This window comes from Cylindrospermum stagnale PCC 7417 (assembly GCF_000317535.1).
Lineage (GTDB): Bacteria > Cyanobacteriota > Cyanobacteriia > Cyanobacteriales > Nostocaceae > Cylindrospermum > Cylindrospermum stagnale.
On sequence record NC_019757.1, the window covers coordinates 3,951,197 to 3,970,261 of the forward strand.

The 19,065-nt window shown below is 42.2% G+C and carries 18 protein-coding genes and 1 tRNA gene; 8 read left to right on the forward strand and 11 right to left on the reverse strand.

Annotated features, from left to right (window positions below; all coding sequences use genetic code 11):
- Positions 1-44: 44 nt before the first annotated feature.
- The gene (gene sat, locus CYLST_RS16460; protein WP_015208858.1) at positions 45-1,211 is read right to left on the reverse strand and encodes a sulfate adenylyltransferase; all 1,167 of its coding nucleotides are present in this window, start codon (positions 1,209-1,211) and stop codon (positions 45-47) included.
- Positions 1,212-1,462: 251 nt separating this feature from the next.
- On the opposite strand from sat, the gene CYLST_RS16465 reads away from it, so the two are divergent.
- The 3 genes from CYLST_RS16465 to CYLST_RS16475 are packed head-to-tail and all read left to right on the forward strand — an operon-like array spanning position 1,463 to position 2,643.
- Positions 1,463-1,732, forward strand: coding sequence for a type II toxin-antitoxin system ParD family antitoxin (locus tag CYLST_RS16465; protein WP_041233684.1), 270 nt, complete (start codon positions 1,463-1,465; stop codon positions 1,730-1,732).
- Positions 1,733-1,781: 49 nt separating this feature from the next.
- A complete protein-coding gene (locus CYLST_RS16470) occupies positions 1,782-2,219 on the forward strand; it encodes a Panacea domain-containing protein (protein ID WP_015208860.1) in 438 nt (145 codons plus the stop codon).
- A gap of 1 nt (position 2,220) precedes the next feature.
- Entirely contained in the window at positions 2,221-2,643 is a 423-nt protein-coding gene (locus CYLST_RS16475) for a hypothetical protein (RefSeq protein ID WP_015208861.1), read from the forward strand.
- Between the two features lie 599 nt (positions 2,644-3,242).
- Here the strand turns inward: CYLST_RS16475 and mnmA are convergent.
- On the reverse strand, positions 3,243-4,298 hold the full coding sequence (gene mnmA / locus CYLST_RS16480) for a tRNA 2-thiouridine(34) synthase MnmA (RefSeq protein WP_015208862.1): 1,056 nt from the start codon (positions 4,296-4,298) through the stop codon (positions 3,243-3,245).
- Between the two features lie 288 nt (positions 4,299-4,586).
- Between mnmA and CYLST_RS16485 the strand changes: the two genes are divergently transcribed.
- On the forward strand, positions 4,587-5,321 hold the full coding sequence (locus tag CYLST_RS16485; RefSeq protein WP_015208864.1) for a hypothetical protein: 735 nt from the start codon (positions 4,587-4,589) through the stop codon (positions 5,319-5,321).
- 272 nt (positions 5,322-5,593) lie between these two features.
- Positions 5,594-7,147: a bifunctional ADP-dependent NAD(P)H-hydrate dehydratase/NAD(P)H-hydrate epimerase gene (locus tag CYLST_RS16490; RefSeq protein ID WP_015208865.1), complete on the forward strand. Its 1,554-nt coding sequence runs from the start codon at positions 5,594-5,596 to the stop codon at positions 7,145-7,147.
- A gap of 309 nt (positions 7,148-7,456) precedes the next feature.
- Here the strand turns inward: CYLST_RS16490 and CYLST_RS16495 are convergent, their stop codons facing one another.
- On the reverse strand, positions 7,457-8,038 hold the full coding sequence (locus CYLST_RS16495) for a hypothetical protein (RefSeq protein ID WP_015208866.1): 582 nt from the start codon (positions 8,036-8,038) through the stop codon (positions 7,457-7,459).
- Between the two features lie 21 nt (positions 8,039-8,059).
- A complete protein-coding gene (locus tag CYLST_RS16500) occupies positions 8,060-9,340 on the reverse strand; it encodes an LbetaH domain-containing protein (RefSeq protein WP_015208867.1) in 1,281 nt (426 codons plus the stop codon).
- A 1,115-nt stretch (positions 9,341-10,455) separates the two neighbouring features.
- Here CYLST_RS16500 and CYLST_RS35980 point away from each other — a divergent pair.
- From CYLST_RS35980 to CYLST_RS16520, 3 genes are all read left to right on the forward strand, one after another.
- Positions 10,456-10,614, forward strand: a complete 159-nt coding sequence (locus CYLST_RS35980; RefSeq protein WP_245587393.1) for a hypothetical protein — start codon at positions 10,456-10,458, stop codon at positions 10,612-10,614.
- A gap of 280 nt (positions 10,615-10,894) precedes the next feature.
- Positions 10,895-11,167 (forward strand): hypothetical protein, encoded by a 273-nt coding sequence (locus CYLST_RS16515; RefSeq protein WP_041233137.1) that lies wholly within the window; start codon positions 10,895-10,897, stop codon positions 11,165-11,167.
- Between the two features lie 200 nt (positions 11,168-11,367).
- Entirely contained in the window at positions 11,368-11,892 is a 525-nt protein-coding gene (locus tag CYLST_RS16520) for a hypothetical protein (protein WP_015208869.1), read from the forward strand.
- Positions 11,893-12,044: 152 nt separating this feature from the next.
- On the opposite strand, the gene vapC is transcribed toward CYLST_RS16520, so the two are convergent.
- From vapC to glcD, 7 genes are all read right to left on the reverse strand, one after another.
- Positions 12,045-12,452 carry a type II toxin-antitoxin system tRNA(fMet)-specific endonuclease VapC gene (gene vapC / locus CYLST_RS16525; RefSeq protein ID WP_015208870.1) on the reverse strand — a complete coding sequence of 136 codons (408 nt, stop codon included), beginning with the start codon at positions 12,450-12,452 and terminating at the stop codon, positions 12,045-12,047.
- Positions 12,449-12,688 (reverse strand): hypothetical protein, encoded by a 240-nt coding sequence (locus CYLST_RS16530; RefSeq protein ID WP_015208871.1) that lies wholly within the window; start codon positions 12,686-12,688, stop codon positions 12,449-12,451. The genes vapC and CYLST_RS16530 overlap by 4 nt, the downstream gene beginning before the upstream one ends.
- A gap of 45 nt (positions 12,689-12,733) precedes the next feature.
- Positions 12,734-12,805 (reverse strand) — tRNA-Lys (locus CYLST_RS16535).
- Between the two features lie 62 nt (positions 12,806-12,867).
- Positions 12,868-15,105, reverse strand: coding sequence for a GAF domain-containing protein (locus CYLST_RS16540; protein ID WP_015208872.1), 2,238 nt, complete (start codon positions 15,103-15,105; stop codon positions 12,868-12,870).
- A gap of 396 nt (positions 15,106-15,501) precedes the next feature.
- A complete protein-coding gene (locus tag CYLST_RS16545) occupies positions 15,502-16,077 on the reverse strand; it encodes a hypothetical protein (protein ID WP_015208873.1) in 576 nt (191 codons plus the stop codon).
- Positions 16,074-17,303, reverse strand: a complete 1,230-nt coding sequence (locus CYLST_RS16550; protein WP_041233138.1) for a glycoside hydrolase family 10-like protein — start codon at positions 17,301-17,303, stop codon at positions 16,074-16,076. Before CYLST_RS16550 ends, CYLST_RS16545 begins: the two co-directional genes overlap by 4 nt.
- Positions 17,304-17,511: 208 nt before the next feature.
- Positions 17,512-18,984, reverse strand: coding sequence for a glycolate oxidase subunit GlcD (gene glcD, locus CYLST_RS16555; RefSeq protein WP_015208875.1), 1,473 nt, complete (start codon positions 18,982-18,984; stop codon positions 17,512-17,514).
- Between the last annotated feature and the right edge of the window lie 81 nt (positions 18,985-19,065).

Genomic DNA, 19,065 nt, shown 5'->3' on the forward strand with positions numbered 1-19,065 from the left:
AGTTTATACTGTTTGCTGGTTGGCAATTTGTCTTCAACCGATAATTAGGCATGCATTACCCGTGCCAACTCAGCCGCTACCTCAGGACGGGAAAACTCTGGTGGGGGTAACTCTCCCCGGCGCAGCATTTCCCTAACTTTGGTTCCCGACAGGTGAACACGCTCTTCCGGCTTGCTGGGACTTGTTTTTGTTGTCCCCATTTGTTTAGTGCGGGTGCAGTAGAAAGCGTGTTCAAATTTCATCGGCACAATCCCCAATTCACCAGGCGCAAATTCATCAAAGATGTACTGGGCATCATAAGTGCCGTAGTAGTCACCCACACCAGCATGATCCCGTCCAACGATAAAGTGTGTACAGCCGTAATTTTTACGGACTAAAGCATGGAAGATTGCCTCCCGTGGCCCAGCATAACGCATCGCTGCCGGATTGATTGCCAAAATCACCCGGTCTAAGGGGTAGTAGTGTTCTAGCAAAATTTCATAGCACCGCATCCGCACATCAGCGGGAATGTCATCGTCTTTAGTCGCCCCAACCAATGGGTGTAAAAATAAACCGTCCACAGTTTCTAAAGCGCACTTTTGGATGTATTCATGGGCGCGGTGGATGGGGTTGCGAGTTTGAAAACCGACGATGGTTTTCCAGCCCTTTTCTTGAAACATTTGCCGTGAAGCTGCGGGATCGATTTGATAGCTGGGAAATAGGGCATGGGAGTCGCGCTGTAATAGCCAAATATCTCCTGCCAGATTTACCGAACCTTGACCATAGACTACCTGCACTCCTGGATGTTTGACGTCATCAGTGCGATAGACATTGATCGCCTCGTGGCTTTTGTTGTATTGATACTTTTGTGTCAGTTGTAATACCCCGATAAATTCTCCGCTGGGGTTATCCAAACGGATTAAACCGCCTTCTTTTAGGGGTGAAGCAACTTCTTCTGTTACCGAGAGTGTAATTGGTATTGACCAGACAAGACCGTTAGCCAGCCGCATTTCTGTCACCACGCGATCGTAGTCTTGTTGGTTCATAAAGCCTGTGAGTGGGCTAAAACCGCCGATGGCAATCATTTCTAAATCAGAAACGGCGCGATCGTCAAGTGACACTCGCGGCAAAAACTCAGCTTTTGACAGAAATTCTGCCTTTTGTGCCGCCGTAGCAACCCGGTTAACCAACTCTCCACCGTGGGGGGCAATAGCATCTAAATGGTAACTCAACGTATATTCCCCTCTTTTTTTTAACGACAATTGTTGCAAACTATGTATGTACTAACTTATCAGGTAGGTACACAGTGAACAAAAAGTTTATCAGTTTTTATTAATTGCCGGTCGGAAAAGGCGAGATTAGAAATAGTAGGTGTATTTTACAGCCGTAGGGCAGGCGTCACGAGAGCCAAGGATATATCATGGCAATGAATGGCAATTATTGCCATAATTATCATCAAGGAAAAATTAGGGAAGTAACGACAGTGAAAAGCATGAATATATCTCTCCCTGACGCGATGCGAACTTATATAGAAGAGAAGGTAGCATCTGGCGGTTACAGCAGTGTTAGTGAGTATTTCCGGGAATTAGTGCGCCAAGACCAAAAGCGTCAAGCGGCTGAACGTTTGGAAACAATGCTTTTAGAAGGTCTAAATTCTGGGAATGCAACTGAAATGACGCCTGATGATTGGGAAGACATCCGTCAAGCTGTGCGCGAAAGAATCGCCAAGAAAAAAGGGTCAAATCAAGGTTAATGCTCAGAGATGGATAGTTGCTAGAATTGAAAGATAAAAGGGAATAAGTATGCTCAGTTGTCATGATGTTGCAAAGTATTTTCTAGCTCAAACAGACGAAGAGGCTGGGGATTTAATTTCTAATCTCAAGCTGCAAAAATTGCTTTACTATGCTCAAGGTTTTCACTTAGCACTATATGATGAACCTCTTTTTTCTGAGCCTATTGAAGCTTGGACATACGGGCCTGTAGTGCCTGAAGTTTTCCATGAGTATAAAACCTTTGGTTCTGATGCGATTCCTATTCCTGAAAATATTGATTTTTCAAAATTTGATGAGCAAACTCTTGAACTACTAGATGAGGTATACAGTGTTTATGGTCAATTTTCAGCCTGGAAATTACGAAATATGACTTACAATGAAGAACCTTGGAAAGATACAGATGTAGGTAATATTATCACTTCTAACTCTCTGAAAAATTACTTTAAAACTCAGCTTGTGAATACCTAGAATGAGTAGCAAGAAAAGATTTAAAAACCCGCCAAAGGAAAGCGGAAATAAGCTATTTACTCCATCTGACAAAGAAGAAATACCCCCAGAGCAACAACCACCTATATTTTCTCTACGTTACCTAGAAGGTGAATATTGCTTAACCAAATGTGATAAAGATGATCAGGCTGCATTTGCTCTAAAAATTCATAGGCTGAGTAAGTTGACTTGGAGTCAAATACAGTCACAAGATAGACATAAGTTGGGTTACGAAAAAATTGCTAGAGATGCTATAAAATCACCAATTCCCAAGTTTATTACTGAAGATGTAAATATTATTGCTTTTCGCTTTTCTGGAATGAAACCGATGGTTGGCTATCGGGATAGAGCTATTTTTTATGTTATCTGGCTAGATAGAGATTTTACTCTTTATGACCATAGTTAATTAATGATTTTGCAATATCCCACTTATTAAAATATAGGCTTAACTCAGATAAATAGATTTTAATTTTTCGGAAACTGCAAATATTCCAACAGTAGCAACCGTGAATAGTCCAGCATTCTCACATAACTCTTAACTTGTTTATCTTGCTATTACTACCAAAGTAAAATATTGCAATTTGAGGCATATTTAAAACTCGCATCCCTTGTAATTGGTCGATTGCCTGAGCTTTGTTGATAATTTGACCTGTGGATTGAAGTTGACTGGCATAACCTCTAATATTCAAGGAGAAACCCTTGTAATGAGGTTATATCAAATCTTCTCGATTACAAATCACTTTCTCGGAACCCCACCCCGGTTTTGCTGACGCAAAACCTCCCCTCCCCCGCAACAAAAGTTTTTCCTTTCCCCTCTCCTTTTAGGAGAGGGCTAGGGAGAGGTGGGGAGGGGATTGAGGGGTGGGGTCAAACGGCTGTGGGACAACGGTTTGAGCTTTAGTTGACACCAATGAGCATTGCTGTGCCCCTACCGCGTGGTCTATTTACTTGAAAATCGATGCAAAAACAAAACTATGCCTCCAAAGTGAAGAGGGGCGGTTTTGTTCAACTAAATGACTCAATAATCCCGCCACCCAAAACCTTATCACCGTCGTACCAAACCGCAGCTTGTCCGGGGGTGATGCTGAATTGGGGTTCATCAAATACCAAGCGGATGCGGGAGTCTTCCAGAGGAATCACCGTCACGGGTACGGGGGTGGAACGATAGCGAATTTGCACTTCGGCCCGAATTGGGGCGGATGGTTGTGCGATGGAAACCCAGTTGATGCGGTTGACGGTGCATTCTGGCTGAGTTCCTTTGGTGCGATCGCCAACTACCACTCTATTATTAATCGCATCCAACTCAATCACATACAGAGGTTCGGCGGCAGCAATCCCCAATCCCTTACGCTGACCAATGGTGTAATGATGGACACCGTCATGTTGCCCCAAAACCTTGCCTGTGGTATCCACAATTTCGCCTTGTTTGGGTGCGAGATACTTATCCAGAAATGCCCGCATAGAACCGTTACTTTCCACTAAGCACAAGTCTTGACTTTCTGGCTTATCGGCGGTTTTTAACCCGTATTCGGTGGCGATGCGGCGGGTGTCGGCTTTTTGCAATTCACCAAGGGGAAATACGGTTGCTGCAAGTAAATCTTGCGACAAGTCATAAAGGAAGTAAGATTGATCTTTATTGCGATCAACAGCCCTGAATAATTGGTAACGTCCTGTAGTTTCGTCGTAGGCAATTTGGGCATAATGACCTGTGGCGATGCGATCGCATCCCAATTCTTCACGGGCATACTTAACCATCGGCCCAAACTTCACCGTCTTATTGCACTGTGAGCAAGGCAACGGCGTAATTCCCACACTGTAACCAGTCACCAAAAAATCAACAATTTCCGTCTGAAAGACATCCCGAATATCTACAACCTGATGGGGAACGCCCAGTTGTTCACAAATTTCAGCCGCGTCGATCATTCCTTCAGAGCAACATTGACCCTTTCCTTTCATCAGCCAAAGAGTCAAACCAATCACTTCATAGCCCTGATGGTGCAGAATAGCAGCGGCGGTGGAACTGTCAACACCACCAGAAAGACCAACGACGACTTTTTTCATATCCTTAAAAATCTTTATTCTTGTGCTAGCTGAGATTTCTCATACCAGCACGACACGAGATCAACGTGACCGCTCGATTATAGCACACCTATCTTCAAAGCCTTACTAGAAAGGCGCTTCAGTTTTTAGGCTATTAACTTGTTATTTCATCAGCCGCGCCATATTTTACTGACAGAGCCTCAGACTGCTTGTAGATGTATTCATTATCACCCAGATAAGCTAATTCTAAGCTAACACTGAAGTGTCCAAAAATCATTTAGCCAACTGTCTAGGAAGCTGATTACTAATATGTCTAGTGCAATACCAAGTCGATTTATCACCTTACCGCTGCTACCCTTTTTTCTAGGAGGATGCTTGGCACTGATTCCCCACTGTAACCCAGCACAAGCGCAGCAAAGGAGAAGTGAACCTTTACCACCACTGCCAAATCTCCAAGAGGTTCCCACTAATCAGCAACCAGTAGAGTTTTCTAACCAGAACTATCAGCCCTCCCAACCAGTAAAGTTTAGTCAAAATACCCAGAACTTTGAACGCTACTTTGTCTACGTTGATAGCGATAACCCGCAGATATTGCAACGAGTGCGTCAGATTGAGCGCAGTGCTTATACCCGTCCCTTCAATGGGCGTACTGTCATCCAGTCGGGAGTATTTAGCACTAGAGCTAATGCTCAACAGCGGGTTGACGAACTGGCATCAAATGGTATCTATGGCGTAGGTATCGCCAGCTTCTCTAACACCGAAGAAACAGTTATTTCTACTAATGGAGGTAATTCTCGCAATGATAGAAGGGATAATTCTAATTATTACTATGTCGCTATTCCCGCCAAATCCCAAAGTTTAGCCAACATCGTCCAACGAATTCGGCAAAATATCAGCCCAAATATCAGTGTTTTATCCAGAAATCAACCACGAGGATGGCACGTAGCTGTGGGGCCTTTTACCCAGCGACTTGAAGCCGAACAATGGAATAAATATCTGCAAAACTTTGGCTATGGTAATGCCAGGGTTTATTACGGCAGATAAAAGAGTGCTTACGAACTGAATTAAGAGGTAAAACTAAAGAATGAGGAGTTAATTAATATAGTGCTTCTCATTTTTCTGTTATACACTTTGACCTCGCTTCCATTCCTCTCCCCACCTCTCCCTAACCCTCCCCTGCAAGGGGAGGGAAGAGGAGCAGCTTTTATTGTTGGGGGAGAGGCTTTGAAACTTACTCCCCTTCCCTCTCAGGGAAGGGGTTGGGGGTTAGGTCTCTATTGAACTCAACAGCACTCATAACTCAGGACTCAAAACTGATGCAAGATAGGCAAGAAAAAATTTCGCAAGTAGTGGTTACTGCTGCACAAATGCGCGATATTGAACAGCAGATCTTTGCAGCAGGTATGCCTGTAGTCGCTTTAATGGAAAAAGTCGCGGGACTGATTGCACGTCGCGTACAAGATTTGATTCCCCCAACCCCGCTTAAAAAGCGTGTAGGAATTTTAGTCGGCCCCGGCCATAATGGGGGTGATGCTTTGGTGGTAGCCCGTGAATTGTATTTTCGCGGGTATGAGATTTGGATTTATTCGCCTTTTGAAAAACTGAAGGAATTAACTACGCAGCATTTGCAGTATGCTCAAAGTTTGGGTATTCCCTGTTATTCAGCTATTGAAGAATTGCCAGATTGTGATTTTTTGATTGATGGGTTATTTGGTTTCGGTTTAGAAAGAACAATTACTGATGCCATTGCCACGGCAATTAATGAACTAAATGAACGCAATCAGCCGATTTTTAGTATTGATTTACCTTCGGGGATTCACACTGATACAGGTGAAGTTTTAGGAACCGCAATTCGTGCTACTCACACTTTTTGTTTGGGTTTGTGGAAGTTGGCATTTTTGCAAGATCAAGCTTTAGATTATTTTGGTAAAGTTGAATTAATTGATTTTGATATTCCCTTGGCAGATGTACAAGCCGTTTTGGGGGAAGTACCGAAGATTAAACGCATTACCAAAGTTACGGCACTTTCAACTTTACCGCTTCCCCGTCCTCCAGTGACTCACAAATATAAGGAAGGGCATTTACTGCTGGTTTGTGGTTCTCGGCGTTATGCGGGTGGGGCAATTTTAACTGGTTTAGGTGCGAGAGCAAGTGGTGTGGGGATGCTTTCGATTGCGGTACCGGAATCTTTGAAATATCTTTTGGTGTCTCATTTGCCAGAAGCGCTGATTATTGGTTGTCCTGAGACGGAAACGGGGGCTATATCGCAGTTGCAGCTACCGGAAAAAACTGATTTGAGTTCTTTTAGTGCGATCGCCATTGGCCCCGGTTTAACAAAAGATAGCACACCCATTGTCCAAGCAGTGATGAAAAGCCCAGAACCTTTACTGCTTGATGCTGACGCTTTAAATATCCTGGCGCAATTGGGAACCATCCCCACTTTACAACAACGCCAAGCTGCAACGGTTCTCACACCCCATACAGGTGAATTTCAGCGGTTGTTTCCTGATATTGCTGATGTTAAAGCAGACAAAATCAAAGCTGTGCAAGCAGCTGCATCTCAATGTGGTGCGACAATATTATTAAAAGGGGCGAGAACTGCCATATCTAATCCCCAAGGTGCTGTTTGGATTAATCCTGAAAGTACTCCAGCCTTAGCCCGTGGCGGTAGTGGAGATGTGTTAACTGGGTTACTTGGTGGGTTGTTGGCGCAAGCTGCTACTAAGCAAATTCCCATTGAAGATATTGTCGCAACTGCGGCCTGGTGGCATTCTCAAGCTGGTATTTTAGCCGCGCAAGAACGTACAGAATTAGGTGTTGATGCGTTTACTTTGACGCAATATTTAATGCCAGTTTTGAAACAGATTTGAATTTTCTCTATTTTGTGAGAATTTATTTTTTAACGTAGACGCGGAGCGGCGTGCCGCAGGCTACCGCAGAGGCGCAGAGGACGCAGAGAGAAAAATCATTTATTCGTAGAACAGGCGAGACGCCTGTTCAGAATTTAACAAATGGACTGGCTGAAAGAGCAGTTTTCACAAAAAATACAATATTGTTTGAGCATAATATTGGGGGGTAGGGTTGTCGGTTCGTGTTAAAAGTCAGTCAATTTTTGGTGTGTAAACAAAACTTTCTTGTTCTTAATTTCCCTATACCCTACACCCCCTGCGCCAGTAATATCAGGGATTTAAGCTGATCCTACCATTTGATTCAGAGGCAGTAGTTGCACCGACTGCCATGACTGGAGACCATTCACTGACGCGGTTGTCATCTAAGACAGCTCGCACTCGATAACCAAGCTGAATCTGATGTGTCAGCAAGATTAATTCGCGGTTGAGTAATCCCTGTGATTTTTGGTTTTCATTCGATGCCGCTTGTATCCGAAAACAGCGATCGCTTTGACGTTGTAACTTTGGAGATTTCCCTTCCATCAGCACCGTTTGTAGTTCGTACTCTTTAGCTTCGGGATATGGTTCCCAGCAAAGTTGCCAGTAAGTTGACCAGTTAATTAACTGTGTTGGTAATTCCTTGACCTCATCCGACAATGTAGAAACAAGTCCGGTGACTGGAGGCTGTACCACCTGAGGCTGATTAGAGGTGATATCAGCAGTTACGGAGTTTATAAGTCCAGGTTGCCCAACCTTCTGTGCGGCCATAGATGAAGCATCATCAAAATTTAGTATCAGTCCGCATATCAAAGTGAACAGCAAAATCAATCGTAGGCATTGTAATTGCACTAGCGGCAAGATTTTCAGATTCATAATTATGCAAAAGTCAATTGCTTACCACTCCACTAACGAAATGGTGTTGCCGTTGTTGGCATAGATTGTTCGAGAAGCGATCGCTGTTCTGGGAGCTAGTGTAGAATTGAAGACTGCGCTTCTTTGCCCAACTGCTGATTTATTGCCGATGCTTGACCGGAATATAACGGAGTTTGGTGCTAGCCCTACATCATCACCTACGCTGGTCTCAGGGCCATTAGCAACACCATTGACAACCTGCCTACCGCCATGAACTAGAACGCGAGGCCCATAACCAATCCCATTACCAAGAGTCAAGCTAGTTGTCTCTAAAGCGTGAAAGACAACATCGTTTGCCATACCAGCAATTTCCCCAACATTAAAAGGCTGACCCTCATCAGCACGCAACGAAATTCTATTACCTATTTTGCTGTCGAGTGTTGCTATAGAATCTTGCAAAACGATATTGCCAATGATCCGGTTACGAAAGTTTGGATAACGAGTGACACTTCCACCTATCTGCGGCAAACCTCCAGTGTTAAAAGAGGTGACTGGAGCGTAATTTATTCCTTGTACATTTGACAAGTCTGCTCTGGCTAATTCTGTGTAACCTTTGGCAAACGCTTCATTAACTTCGATGATGCCTTCCATCAATGCAACGTCGGCTTGTGTCAGGTTTGCCACCTTTCCCAAGCTGCCGCTACTAGCTTGTGAGTTAGTTGTGACATTTTTACCTGGCAGGACAACTTTACCAGCAGGTAAAGTCACACCAGGGCCAACCCGCGAGAGAAAGCTGACTACCGTGTTTCTTTCTATAGTTGCATCGTCGATTTCACAGTTAAAGCTGAGAAAGGTCTCAGGAATAGTGTTGTTGAACTGAGTATTGGTAACCGGGTCGCTAAAAGGCCCGGTTGAGCCTTGAATACCAATTTTGGCTGCACCTTTGATAGTGGCCATGTGTGCCATAATTACTCGCGGGCCAATCTCCGCTCCCGTTCCCGAAGCGAGAATTCTCACTTGGTCTTGGACGTTAGAATCTTCCGCGATGGTAATGGGGGCAGTAGTAGCGTTTAACTCAGCAAATGGTGCGACGTAAACTTTTTCGCCCAAGCTAATATTTGTTGGATTGGTGATTGTCGCAGTTGGGTCAAGGAAACTAGCTGACTCTGACGGTGCTGTACTTGGGCATACAGGTAGGTTATTCACCGTTGGATTACACACCCCTCCAGAAGCAACGGCGGGTTGTGGATATATCTGTGTACCTATCACCAGCCCTAGGACAATTGCAGCTAAGGCACTAAAAACTGTGCGAAGTTTGAACATAGAAAAAAACTCCTCACGGGTTATGGAATATTTGGCTAAGAGAGAATCTGTACTATTCGAGTTAGAGATATAACCGTAGGTAATCCCAGGCGCAGGAATTACCAAAAAATTACACTGCAAAAGCCCCTATTTTGAGTCTTTCTCTGTTTGGGTATGAGACAAAGAGTTAACCGCCCCAAAAACCCGCCAAGTCGAGGAAATTTAGCAGACTAAATAATGAGTTCAAGAGCGTAACTGTAACTGTCGTTGTTGCCGAAGCAACCGCCTGATCGTAGACAGTCTGCCAAGCTTCTGTCCCGCTAGTCGATTGTCCATAGACTTTTGTACTAACGGCCAACGTGAAGCCAAGCGCACTTAGACCAGCAAGTATTGTGCGGCGTTTAAACATTATTCCTTGATACCTAATAACGGTTCAATCTAAGTTAATGAATCACTAATTGCTACAAGCAGCAACTACTTCATTGTATTCTTATTTACTGCTTTAGACTAGAGTTTTTGACATTGATAAAAACTATAGTTGTGATAAAAATTTTGGTAAATTTAGGATTCTAAATTTTGTAGTTAATTTAAGGATTAGCTACGAAAAATCATCTATCTTATGGGGGATGTTCGTTTGTGCTTTATAGGATTTTGTAAAAGTCAACCTGAGTCGAAAGTCATGCACTAAGCAAATTCCCATTGAATATATTGTCGCAACTGCGGCATAGTGGCATTCTCAAGCGAGTATTTTAGCAGCGCAAGAACGCACAGAATTGGGTGTGGATGCCTTGAGTTTGACACAGTATTTAATGCCTGTTTTGAAACAGATTTGATTTTCTCTGTTTTGTGAAAAGTTATTTTTTAACGTAGACGCGGAGCGGCGTGCCGCAGGCTACCGCAGAGGCGCAGAGGACGCAGAGAGAAAAATGAGAGAAAAATCATTTATTCGTAGAACAGGCGTCTCGCCTGTCCGGGATACTTGCCTAACGACCGCTTTGAGTAACTATCCTTATTTAATGCCTGTTGTGTTTTGATTAAAATACCTATTGATTAACTGTACCAAAAAAGGTACAAAAACCCCCAAAAAGGTCATTAGAATTAGCTGTAGAACGTAAACAAAAACTGGAGGCAAATAAATGAATAAAAATCCTAATATTGGTTCTTCTTTCGATGCGTTTTTAGAAGAAGATGGAACACTTGATGAAATCAATTTAATTGCTACTAAAAGAGTTATTTCTTGGCAAATCAAACAAGCGATGGCTGAGAAAAATATAACTAAGAAAGCACTAGCATAAGAGATGAAAACAAGTAGATCATCTATCGATAGGCTTTTAGACCCAGATAATACATCTGTAACCTTAGATACAATTGATCGCGCTGCTAGAGTAATTGGCAAGAAAATACATTTTGAATTAATAGACACTGTTTAGTTAGTCGGGTGCGTTACGGCTTAACTAATGCACCGTTACGTGTATTTTTAATGGTGCGTTACGCTGTCGCTAACACACCCTACCTGACTAGACAATTATACAACCCAGTGATATAGTACTGAGGTAATTATATAGTTAATAAAAAATGAAATTATTTAAAGTATGGAATACTTCAAGCGATTGGTGGGTCGTTGCACCTAATGAAGAAATTGCTATTGACTACAGTTATAAAAATACATCAACTAGAGAAAAAAAGAATCTTGGTATAAATGCTTTTGTTACACAGCCAGAGGGACTAAACCAAATACTAGAAGGAAATAGAATGGGAATAGTTATTTGTGTCAAGACTGGTGAACCTCCTAGTAATAAATGGATCTTTACTGTTTCACACGAGTGGATACCAGAAGAAAGAAATTAGACTAGGTAGCTGTCGCTAATACACCCTACATGACTTACTATATTCCTAATATATATCTAATGTAGATTAGGTTTTTAACCATTATAATTGCGTTGATGATTCCAAAATAGCCACTGTGACAGAGTTGGAAAACCTCCTGGTGTGTGATGGTTTTTTATTCACATCTAGCTTAATTTGTTTATTGCTTTTTATAGTTATTTATGTTCCTATTTATAACGGCATTAATTACTTTTGTTATCCTTTTTATTTTATCATTTATTGTGCTTGCTTTGATACCAGAATCTATTTCAAACAATAAGTCTGTTTTTAATATAGTTACGATTATAGTTACTTCTTTAATTGTTGTTCCACCAATGATTTGGATGTATCGTAATTTCAATAGTTTATACCATCCAATAGGAGAAACAAATCGTTGGGAGAATCTTAATAATGTAGCAAATTTTCTTTTTTTATGGTTTTTTGTTGTTTTATCATCTTATTTTTTCTCTAAGATGTTAGGTTACATAAGTAAAAAATTAAAAATAAATCTTAATGAAGAAGAAAAAAACAAAACTTTTATATATAAAATTCATATTTTAGTAATTATGCTGTGTATAGTCGTTTCTATCTTTTTAAGTATGGATTTCTTGAGTAAAAATCCAGTGCTACAAAAACAAGAAGAATGTACTAGATTTGAGCCTGGAGTCGGCAAAAATCTTGGCCGCTATGTTAAATGTGAAGATTAATACAAGAATCTATTGTGATTATTGCTCAACGCTGTAGGTTGGGTTGAGGGACGAAAACCAACACCATCAAGGTAATCGTTGGGTTCTCACACGGTAAGCCCAACCTACAATGTGAGAAAGAGCGAAATTAAATGTATTACTTAATTTTGACATTAAACCTCTTCTTCCCAATCCTCAATTTGTAACCCATTTACTCGATTAAATTCTCGCGTATTGTGCGTTATCAATATCAAATTATTTGCCATTGCAATAGCTGCAATTTGCACATCATAAGGGCCAATTGGCTTACCACTAGCAGCCAACTCAGCACGAATTCTGCCAGCTATTCTTGCTGCTTCTGGGTCTAATGGTATAGTAGTAAACTGACTGCAAAACCGTTGTAATAGTTCTAAATTTTTCTCTTGTTGAACACTACGATACGCTCCATAATAAAGTTCTAATTGGGTGATTGTAGAAATATAAATATCTTCTGGTTGTTCTAGTTGAATTCGTGCTTTTACAGCAGAACTACTATTATTTAACAAACGAATACAAACATTAGTATCTAGGAGATAAATCAAAATAAATGTTCCCTTATTTCAAATTCTCCTTGGTCTGGTCTTTCTAAAGGTTCTCCCACCCAACCACCAATTACATTGTCAAAAAAACCAGGTATCCAGCCTTTTATTTGAGTTACAGAAGTTACAGGTTTAACTGTCACTGTCACTTCTATTTCTGTATCTGTAATTCCTACAGGAAGGTCTAGATGTAAAATGCCGTCTGCGCCTACACGAGAATGTAATTTTATACTTTGCATCGGTTGTAAGCTCAGATATATTGGTGGTAGTTAAAAAGCTGTTAGTGGGTGACGAGGGATTTGAACCCGCAACCAATAGATTAAGAGTCTACTGCTCTACCGTTGAGCTAGTCACCCACACTAAAAACCATCATAGCAGGATTTTGAGGACTGCGCCAGTGTGGCAGTTGAAAAACTGGCTAAAGGGGAAATTTAATTGTGAAGGTGATTTTACCGGCTGCACTCTCTGCTTGAATTGAGCCGCCTAAATGCTTGACTAGAGTCTTCACCAAAGTTAACTCTAGCCCGGTGTCGCTGGATTTCCAGGGGGCATTTTTGGCTATGCGGTAAAAGGGCTGGAATATCTGGGATAGTTCGTGGCTGGGTATCTCAACGCCGGAATTGCTCAGACTTAGCTGCACTGAGTCTGCTGTTAGGTAAGCGGAAACTGTGATTGATTCGCCCTCCGGGGTGCATTTGCAAGCATGGTGCAGGAGTTCGCTGACAATTCGCTCTAAATCGGTGATGTCTGTTTCTAAAGGCGGGAGTTCTGCTTCAACCCTTAATTCTAGCTTTTGTCGCTGGCAACTGGCGAGATCGCGAAAAGATTCGACAATGGGAGGAAGCCAGGTTTGTAAGTCGATGGCGATTAATGTCGGCGGTTCGGGTTCGGTTTTGAGATAGGTGAGGGTGAGTAAATCTTTAATTAATTTGCTTTCTCGTCCACATTCGTTATGGAGAATCTGTAAGAGTTGTGATATTAGTTCTGGATCTATTTTGGCGTTTGGGGTGAGAACGCTTTCTAGGGTTTGGGCGGCGAGGCTAATATTAGTTACGGGGGTTCGCAGTTCTTGAGAAAGGGTTCTGAGAAATTCGTTTTTTAGGCGTTCGCGGTTGGCGATTTCTTGTTGCTGTGCTTTTGTTTGGGCGTATAGTTGAGATTGACGGATGGCGATCGCACATTCATCGGCAATCTGCTGGGCTAAAGCTATCTCTAATTCGTCAAATGCCCCTTGTGTTGGTCGAATCAGCCAAATATTGCCTAAAATTCCTTGATTGTCGAAAATGGGACAAGCCATTTGGGTGACAACTTGCAAATTTGCATCCCATTCGGGGACAATTTCCCAAGATTGCAAAATTTGTTTATGCAATAGTGGCTGATAAACTTCGGGAAAGTCTGCAATCTGTCTAGTTAATCCCTGGCAATGAGGTAAATTTGTGGTGTATTCACAGATAACGGTTGCCGAGGTGTGACAGGTACTATAAAGTTCAATTTGGCAACGTTCAAGTTTGAGTAAATGTGACAATTCCGCTGCGACTGTTTTCAGAACTTTGGTTTCATCCAAATTGTCGCGGATTTGTTCTGTTATTCGGCGTATCAAAGCTTGAAAGTTTTGCCCTTGCTGCAACTGCTGCTTCTGTAACTCCAGTTGGGCTTGGAGATATTTTACTTGCTGATGTAGTTCTGCCTGTTGGGCTGCAATGCTGATTTGGATTGCTAGTTGCTTGAGTAAGTCAATTTCTGGTTGTTGCCATTGATGGGGTTTACAACAATGCTGGGCAATCATCAGCCCCCATAATTCCTGTTTTAGCACAATCGGCACGATCAAATTAGCTCGCACTTGCAAAGAAGCGAGGAAATCTCGATGACAAGGATCTAAGCCGGCGGCATAAATATCTTCGACAACTTGAATACAACCGCGCTGGTAGCGTTTTCGATGGGTGCTGCTAAAACAGGGATCGTTGATGTTTTGCCCTAGTAGCTGGCTATTAGCTGTTACGGTTGATTCGGCAATGATTAACCCACCAGTATCTGGTTGTAAGCGGTAAATCAAGATGCGATCGCATTCTAGCAACTGCCGCGCTTCTTTAACTGTCTGCTGGAGAATCGTTTCTAAATCTTCAGCTTGGCGAATTCGGTGAGCAACTGCTTCTAGCAAACGTTCCCGTTCAACTTGCCATCCCCCCACTTGTTCTGCTTGCTTAGAAGGGGTAATATTCCGGCTGGTGCCAATCAATCTGTAAATTCTGGAGTCTGCATCCCGTAGTGGTGTCAACGTCGTACTCCACCAAGTAGAATTTCCCTGGAATTGCAAACATTGTTCATAAGAAATTGTTTTGCCAAAGCGTACACAGTCGGCGTAATGTTGACGCACTCTAGCTGCATCCACGGGTGAAAGGATATCTTCTGGTTTTTTACCCCGGAGTTCATCGGAGCAAATCCCCAGCCATCGCTCATGAGTGGGATTAAGCGCTAAATAGCGAAAATCTCCGTCATCGAGAACATCAACTACAAATATAGATGCCTGCACAGAATTGTACATACTCAGTAGGAATTGCTCACTACTGCTTTTTTCATCTACTTCTGTGCCGAAGAGAAGCTGAGGAGGTGCTGGTTGTTTCAACTCTAAGATGGATTCAACTGGATTTATTGACATAAGAGAGTCCCTTTTTTGTGTTGCTGACTCTTCTAGGCGCTCTCTTTTGTATTTGATACAATGCTCCTTAGCGCCTAAAGCTATGCATTATCAGCCCTTGCTCATGAATATTTGTATCGTTCTCTACTTCTTACCAGAAATCTCGGAAAGCTAATCGGGGTAAGCTTAACAAATCCTGCTCGTTGAAGGCGAAAATGCTCATGCAGGTTCGTGAGAAGTTACGGAGATTCATTGTTAATAATGTTTTAGAATTGTTGCATATACTGAGAGATAATCCAGCATTGGGGTTGATAATTGTGATAAATATTCATAAAATCCCGATTCAGGGGTGGTTCTAAAATCCGATTTTGGCAATTTTTCTCTCTGAGGTATTTAATTCCTGGCAGAAATTGAAAGTTACCGGAGCAATCTGTAAGCATTAATTCCGGTGAAAATTGCCACTATCAGCCAAGTGATAGCTAATCCAACGACTTCACCTAAGAATAACTGCGTCAGACGACGCAAAAACATCCCCACAACCGAACCGACAGGTACAGCCACCGCCCAACTCGCCGAACTGACGAATACCCATCGCCACCCCGAAGTGACTGATTGCGGAATTGCTAACCACCATTGTGCCAAACCAATACCCAATCCGCCAATAGCTCCCGAAATTGTTCCTAAGATCAGCCTTAGGGGAAGAGACTCGGTTGTGGGTACAATCCACCCTACCGCACCGACGCTAGTAGCGGCAATCATCGCCCAACCCAACAGCGTTGCCAATACCCACCGCAAAGAGAAGATTGATGTCCTGAGTATACAACTTTGCGGAATGGCGATCGCCAATCCGCCGATAGAGGCTTCTATAATGCCAATATCTTTTCGTCCACCAATTTCAATCAAGAGTAAACTCAGCAAAAACCCGCCAAATGTGGCTAAAACCCACAGCCATGTCCAGCTAAATTTAGTTTTGACACTTTTTACCTTGATCATGGTTTAATGGCTTTAGCCTGAAACATTTCTTGAAAAACTTGGCGTCGCTGTTTGGGTGATTCTGGGGAGATATAACCCCACAAACTTTCCCAATAAAAAAAGGAAATCCCGCTAAAATTGCGATCGCGCACTGTTTGCACCTGTTCTCTAATTCGGGCGATATCCACAGGGTGACGCAGTGTCCCCGTTGATATGCCCACACCTACGGGAATTTGAGTCCGAGCAAATTTCACCGCAGATGTTTCTAGTTCCCAGATAAAATTGCGTTGATGATCTCGATATACTTGCAAAATCAATTCATCGACTAAACCTTTTTTTACCCAACCTTCCCAGTCTTGCAAATAGTATTTATACGCAAAATATTGAGAATTGGGAGATAGTGAGATTTTGGTGTGAGGTTTCACCGCTTTCACAGCTTGATAGATTTGTGCCATAAAATTGGTCAGTTTATCGGCTCGCCAACGCATCCATTCTGGGTTAAAAGGGTCTGTAGGGGGACTTTTGCCTTGGTGCTCTTGCTGGTAAAGTTGGATAGTGAAGCGATCGTAACCAAACTGCACTGGCATGCCAAAATGATCATCAAACTGCACCCCATCAACATCGTAATTTCTGACAACTTCCATAATTAACCCTTGGATGAATTCTTGAACTTGGGGATGTAGAGGATTTAGCCAAGCTTGCTGAGTTGAAAAGCCGTTATTAATTTCATCTTGGGGAATTTCTTGAACAGCACTGATATTTGTTTGCCCAATTGTTAACCAATCTGGATATCTCTTCGCCAATTCAGAATTAGGCGGCGTCATTAACCCATATTCAAACCAGGGAATAACACTCAAGTTTTTGATTTTAGCAAGCTTGACTAACTTAGCTAAAAAATCCCTTCCCCCGTGCATTAAATTCAATAAAGGTTCTGTTTCTGAACCTGTAACTGTTTTGGCTAGAGCACTTTGGTAAAAGGTATAACCCCGATTCCAAACTACAGGATAAACCGTATTAAAATTGAGTGCCGATAGTTGGTTGATAGCGCGGTTAATCCCCCAAGGTACAAAGAGGACACCACTAGCAACATTAGTCAGCCAAACACCGCGAACTTCTGTTTTTAAGGGACTTGCTTGTTGAGAAGAAACAGAAATAGAAGAAAGTGAAGAAAGAGAAAATACTGTTAAATTGATTACTAATCCCAGACATAGCAAGTAAAAAACACAACTGCGAATCACCCGCTTCATCTGTAGGTTTGACTTAGTTTTGTACGTGTACATATAACTACAAAATAAAGTCACAACCTTCCGGAATATACAAAGATTTGACTATTATTTACTACTTTATGTTTACTTGATAAATGATCTCCAAATCTGTATTTGTAAGAAATGTGTAGAGACTTTGCATGCAAGGTCTCTACAGTAGTAAAAAGTTATAACATTTTTGGGCGCAAAATTAAAATTTTTCTACCCCTGCAAACTGCTTAATATTTGCAGCGTTGGCGGCTTCACCACAAGTGCGCGGCGTGGGGAATATCTTTCCCGGATTTGCTAACCCTTGAGGATTAAATACTTGCCGCACCCATTGCATAGTTTCTAAATCAGCTTCACTAAACATATCAGGCATATAGCACTTTTTATCCGCACCAATGCCATGTTCACCAGAAATGCTACCACCAACTTTAACACAAAGCTTGAGAATTTCTCCTCCTAATTCTTCCACCTTCTCTAATTCTCCCGATACAGAATTATCAAACAAAATTAGTGGGTGTAGGTTGCCATCACCAGCATGGAATACATTAGCAATAGTGTAACCATATTTTTGACTTAATGATTCAATTTCCTGTAAAACATAAGGTAATTGAGTCCGGGGAATTACCCCATCCTGCACATAATAATCTGGGCTTAAATGTCCCGCAGCGGCAAAAGCAGCTTTGCGTCCTTTCCACAATTTTAATCGTGTTTCTAGGTCATTGGCAGTAGTAATATTTCGCGCCCCATTTTTTAAACAAATTTCGGCGATACGCTGTTTATTCACAGCAACTTCTACTTCCAACCCATCAATTTCTACTAACAAAATTGCGGTAGCATCACGCGGATAACAATTTGTTGCTACCACATCTTCTACAGCATTGATGCTGATGTTATCCATCATTTCCATGCCACCAGGAATAATTCCGGCGCTGATGATATCAGAAACACTCGCCGCAGCCGCTTCTACGCTGGTAAAATCTGCTAAAAGCACACAAATTGATTCGGCACTTTTAAGAATTCGCAAAGTGATTTCTGTAGCGATACCTAAAGTACCTTCTGAACCGACAAAAACACCCGTTAAATCATAACCAGGTGTTTCGGGAATTTGTCCCCCGACATCGACAATTTCACCATCTGGAAGTACGAGTTTTAAACCTAAAACGTGGTTAGTGGTAACGCCGTATTTTAAACAATGGACACCCCCAGAATTTTCGGCAATATTGCCGCCAATTGAGCAAATAATTTGGCTGGAAGGGTCGGGAGCGTAGTAAAATCCAGCACCACTAACAGCTTGTGTTACCCAACTGTTAATTACTCCTGGTTGGACAATTGCTTGCTGATTTTCTAAATCAATCTTGAGTATTTGCCGCATGAGGGATGTGACAATCAAAACGGAGTCTTCTGACGGCAAAGCGCCACCCGATAAGCCGGTACCAGAACCCCGTGCGATGAAGGGAACGGAGTATTGGTTGCATATCTTGACTGCTGCGGCAACTTGTTCTGTCGTTCTTGGCAAAACCACTAAAGCGGGACGTTGACGATAGCTGGTTAAACCGTCACATTCATAAGTGATGAGTTCTTCACGGGTTTTGACTACGCCGTTTTTGCCGAGTGCTGCTTCAAATTTTTTGATTATTGGTTTCCAGTCAATTTGTTTTTTATTTTGGGTAAGCATAGGTTTTTATTGTTAATGGTAGATGTTTAGTTATTGAGTTTTATCTCACGCAAAGGCGCAGAGAGGAAGGGGAGGTTTTTT

Excerpts from the sequence above, each read along its gene's own strand:
- CYLST_RS16470 (WP_015208860.1), top strand. The coding sequence starts at position 1,782 with ATGCTCAGTTGTCATGATGTTGCAAAGTATTTTCTAGCTCAAACAGAC.
- CYLST_RS16475 (WP_015208861.1), top strand. The coding sequence starts at position 2,221 with ATGAGTAGCAAGAAAAGATTTAAAAACCCGCCAAAGGAAAGCGGAAAT.
- mnmA (WP_015208862.1), bottom strand. The coding sequence starts at position 4,298 with ATGAAAAAAGTCGTCGTTGGTCTTTCTGGTGGTGTTGACAGTTCCACC.
- CYLST_RS16485 (WP_015208864.1), top strand. The coding sequence starts at position 4,587 with ATGTCTAGTGCAATACCAAGTCGATTTATCACCTTACCGCTGCTACCC.
- CYLST_RS16490 (WP_015208865.1), top strand. The coding sequence starts at position 5,594 with ATGCAAGATAGGCAAGAAAAAATTTCGCAAGTAGTGGTTACTGCTGCA.
- CYLST_RS16495 (WP_015208866.1), bottom strand. The coding sequence starts at position 8,038 with ATGAATCTGAAAATCTTGCCGCTAGTGCAATTACAATGCCTACGATTG.
- CYLST_RS16500 (WP_015208867.1), bottom strand. The coding sequence starts at position 9,340 with ATGTTCAAACTTCGCACAGTTTTTAGTGCCTTAGCTGCAATTGTCCTA.
- CYLST_RS35980 (WP_245587393.1), top strand. The coding sequence starts at position 10,456 with ATGAATAAAAATCCTAATATTGGTTCTTCTTTCGATGCGTTTTTAGAA.
- CYLST_RS16515 (WP_041233137.1), top strand. The coding sequence starts at position 10,895 with ATGAAATTATTTAAAGTATGGAATACTTCAAGCGATTGGTGGGTCGTT.
- CYLST_RS16520 (WP_015208869.1), top strand. The coding sequence starts at position 11,368 with ATGTTCCTATTTATAACGGCATTAATTACTTTTGTTATCCTTTTTATT.
- CYLST_RS16530 (WP_015208871.1), bottom strand. The coding sequence starts at position 12,688 with ATGCAAAGTATAAAATTACATTCTCGTGTAGGCGCAGACGGCATTTTA.
- CYLST_RS16540 (WP_015208872.1), bottom strand. The coding sequence starts at position 15,105 with ATGTCAATAAATCCAGTTGAATCCATCTTAGAGTTGAAACAACCAGCA.
- CYLST_RS16545 (WP_015208873.1), bottom strand. The coding sequence starts at position 16,077 with ATGATCAAGGTAAAAAGTGTCAAAACTAAATTTAGCTGGACATGGCTG.
- CYLST_RS16550 (WP_041233138.1), bottom strand. The coding sequence starts at position 17,303 with ATGAAGCGGGTGATTCGCAGTTGTGTTTTTTACTTGCTATGTCTGGGA.
- glcD (WP_015208875.1), bottom strand. The coding sequence starts at position 18,984 with ATGCTTACCCAAAATAAAAAACAAATTGACTGGAAACCAATAATCAAA.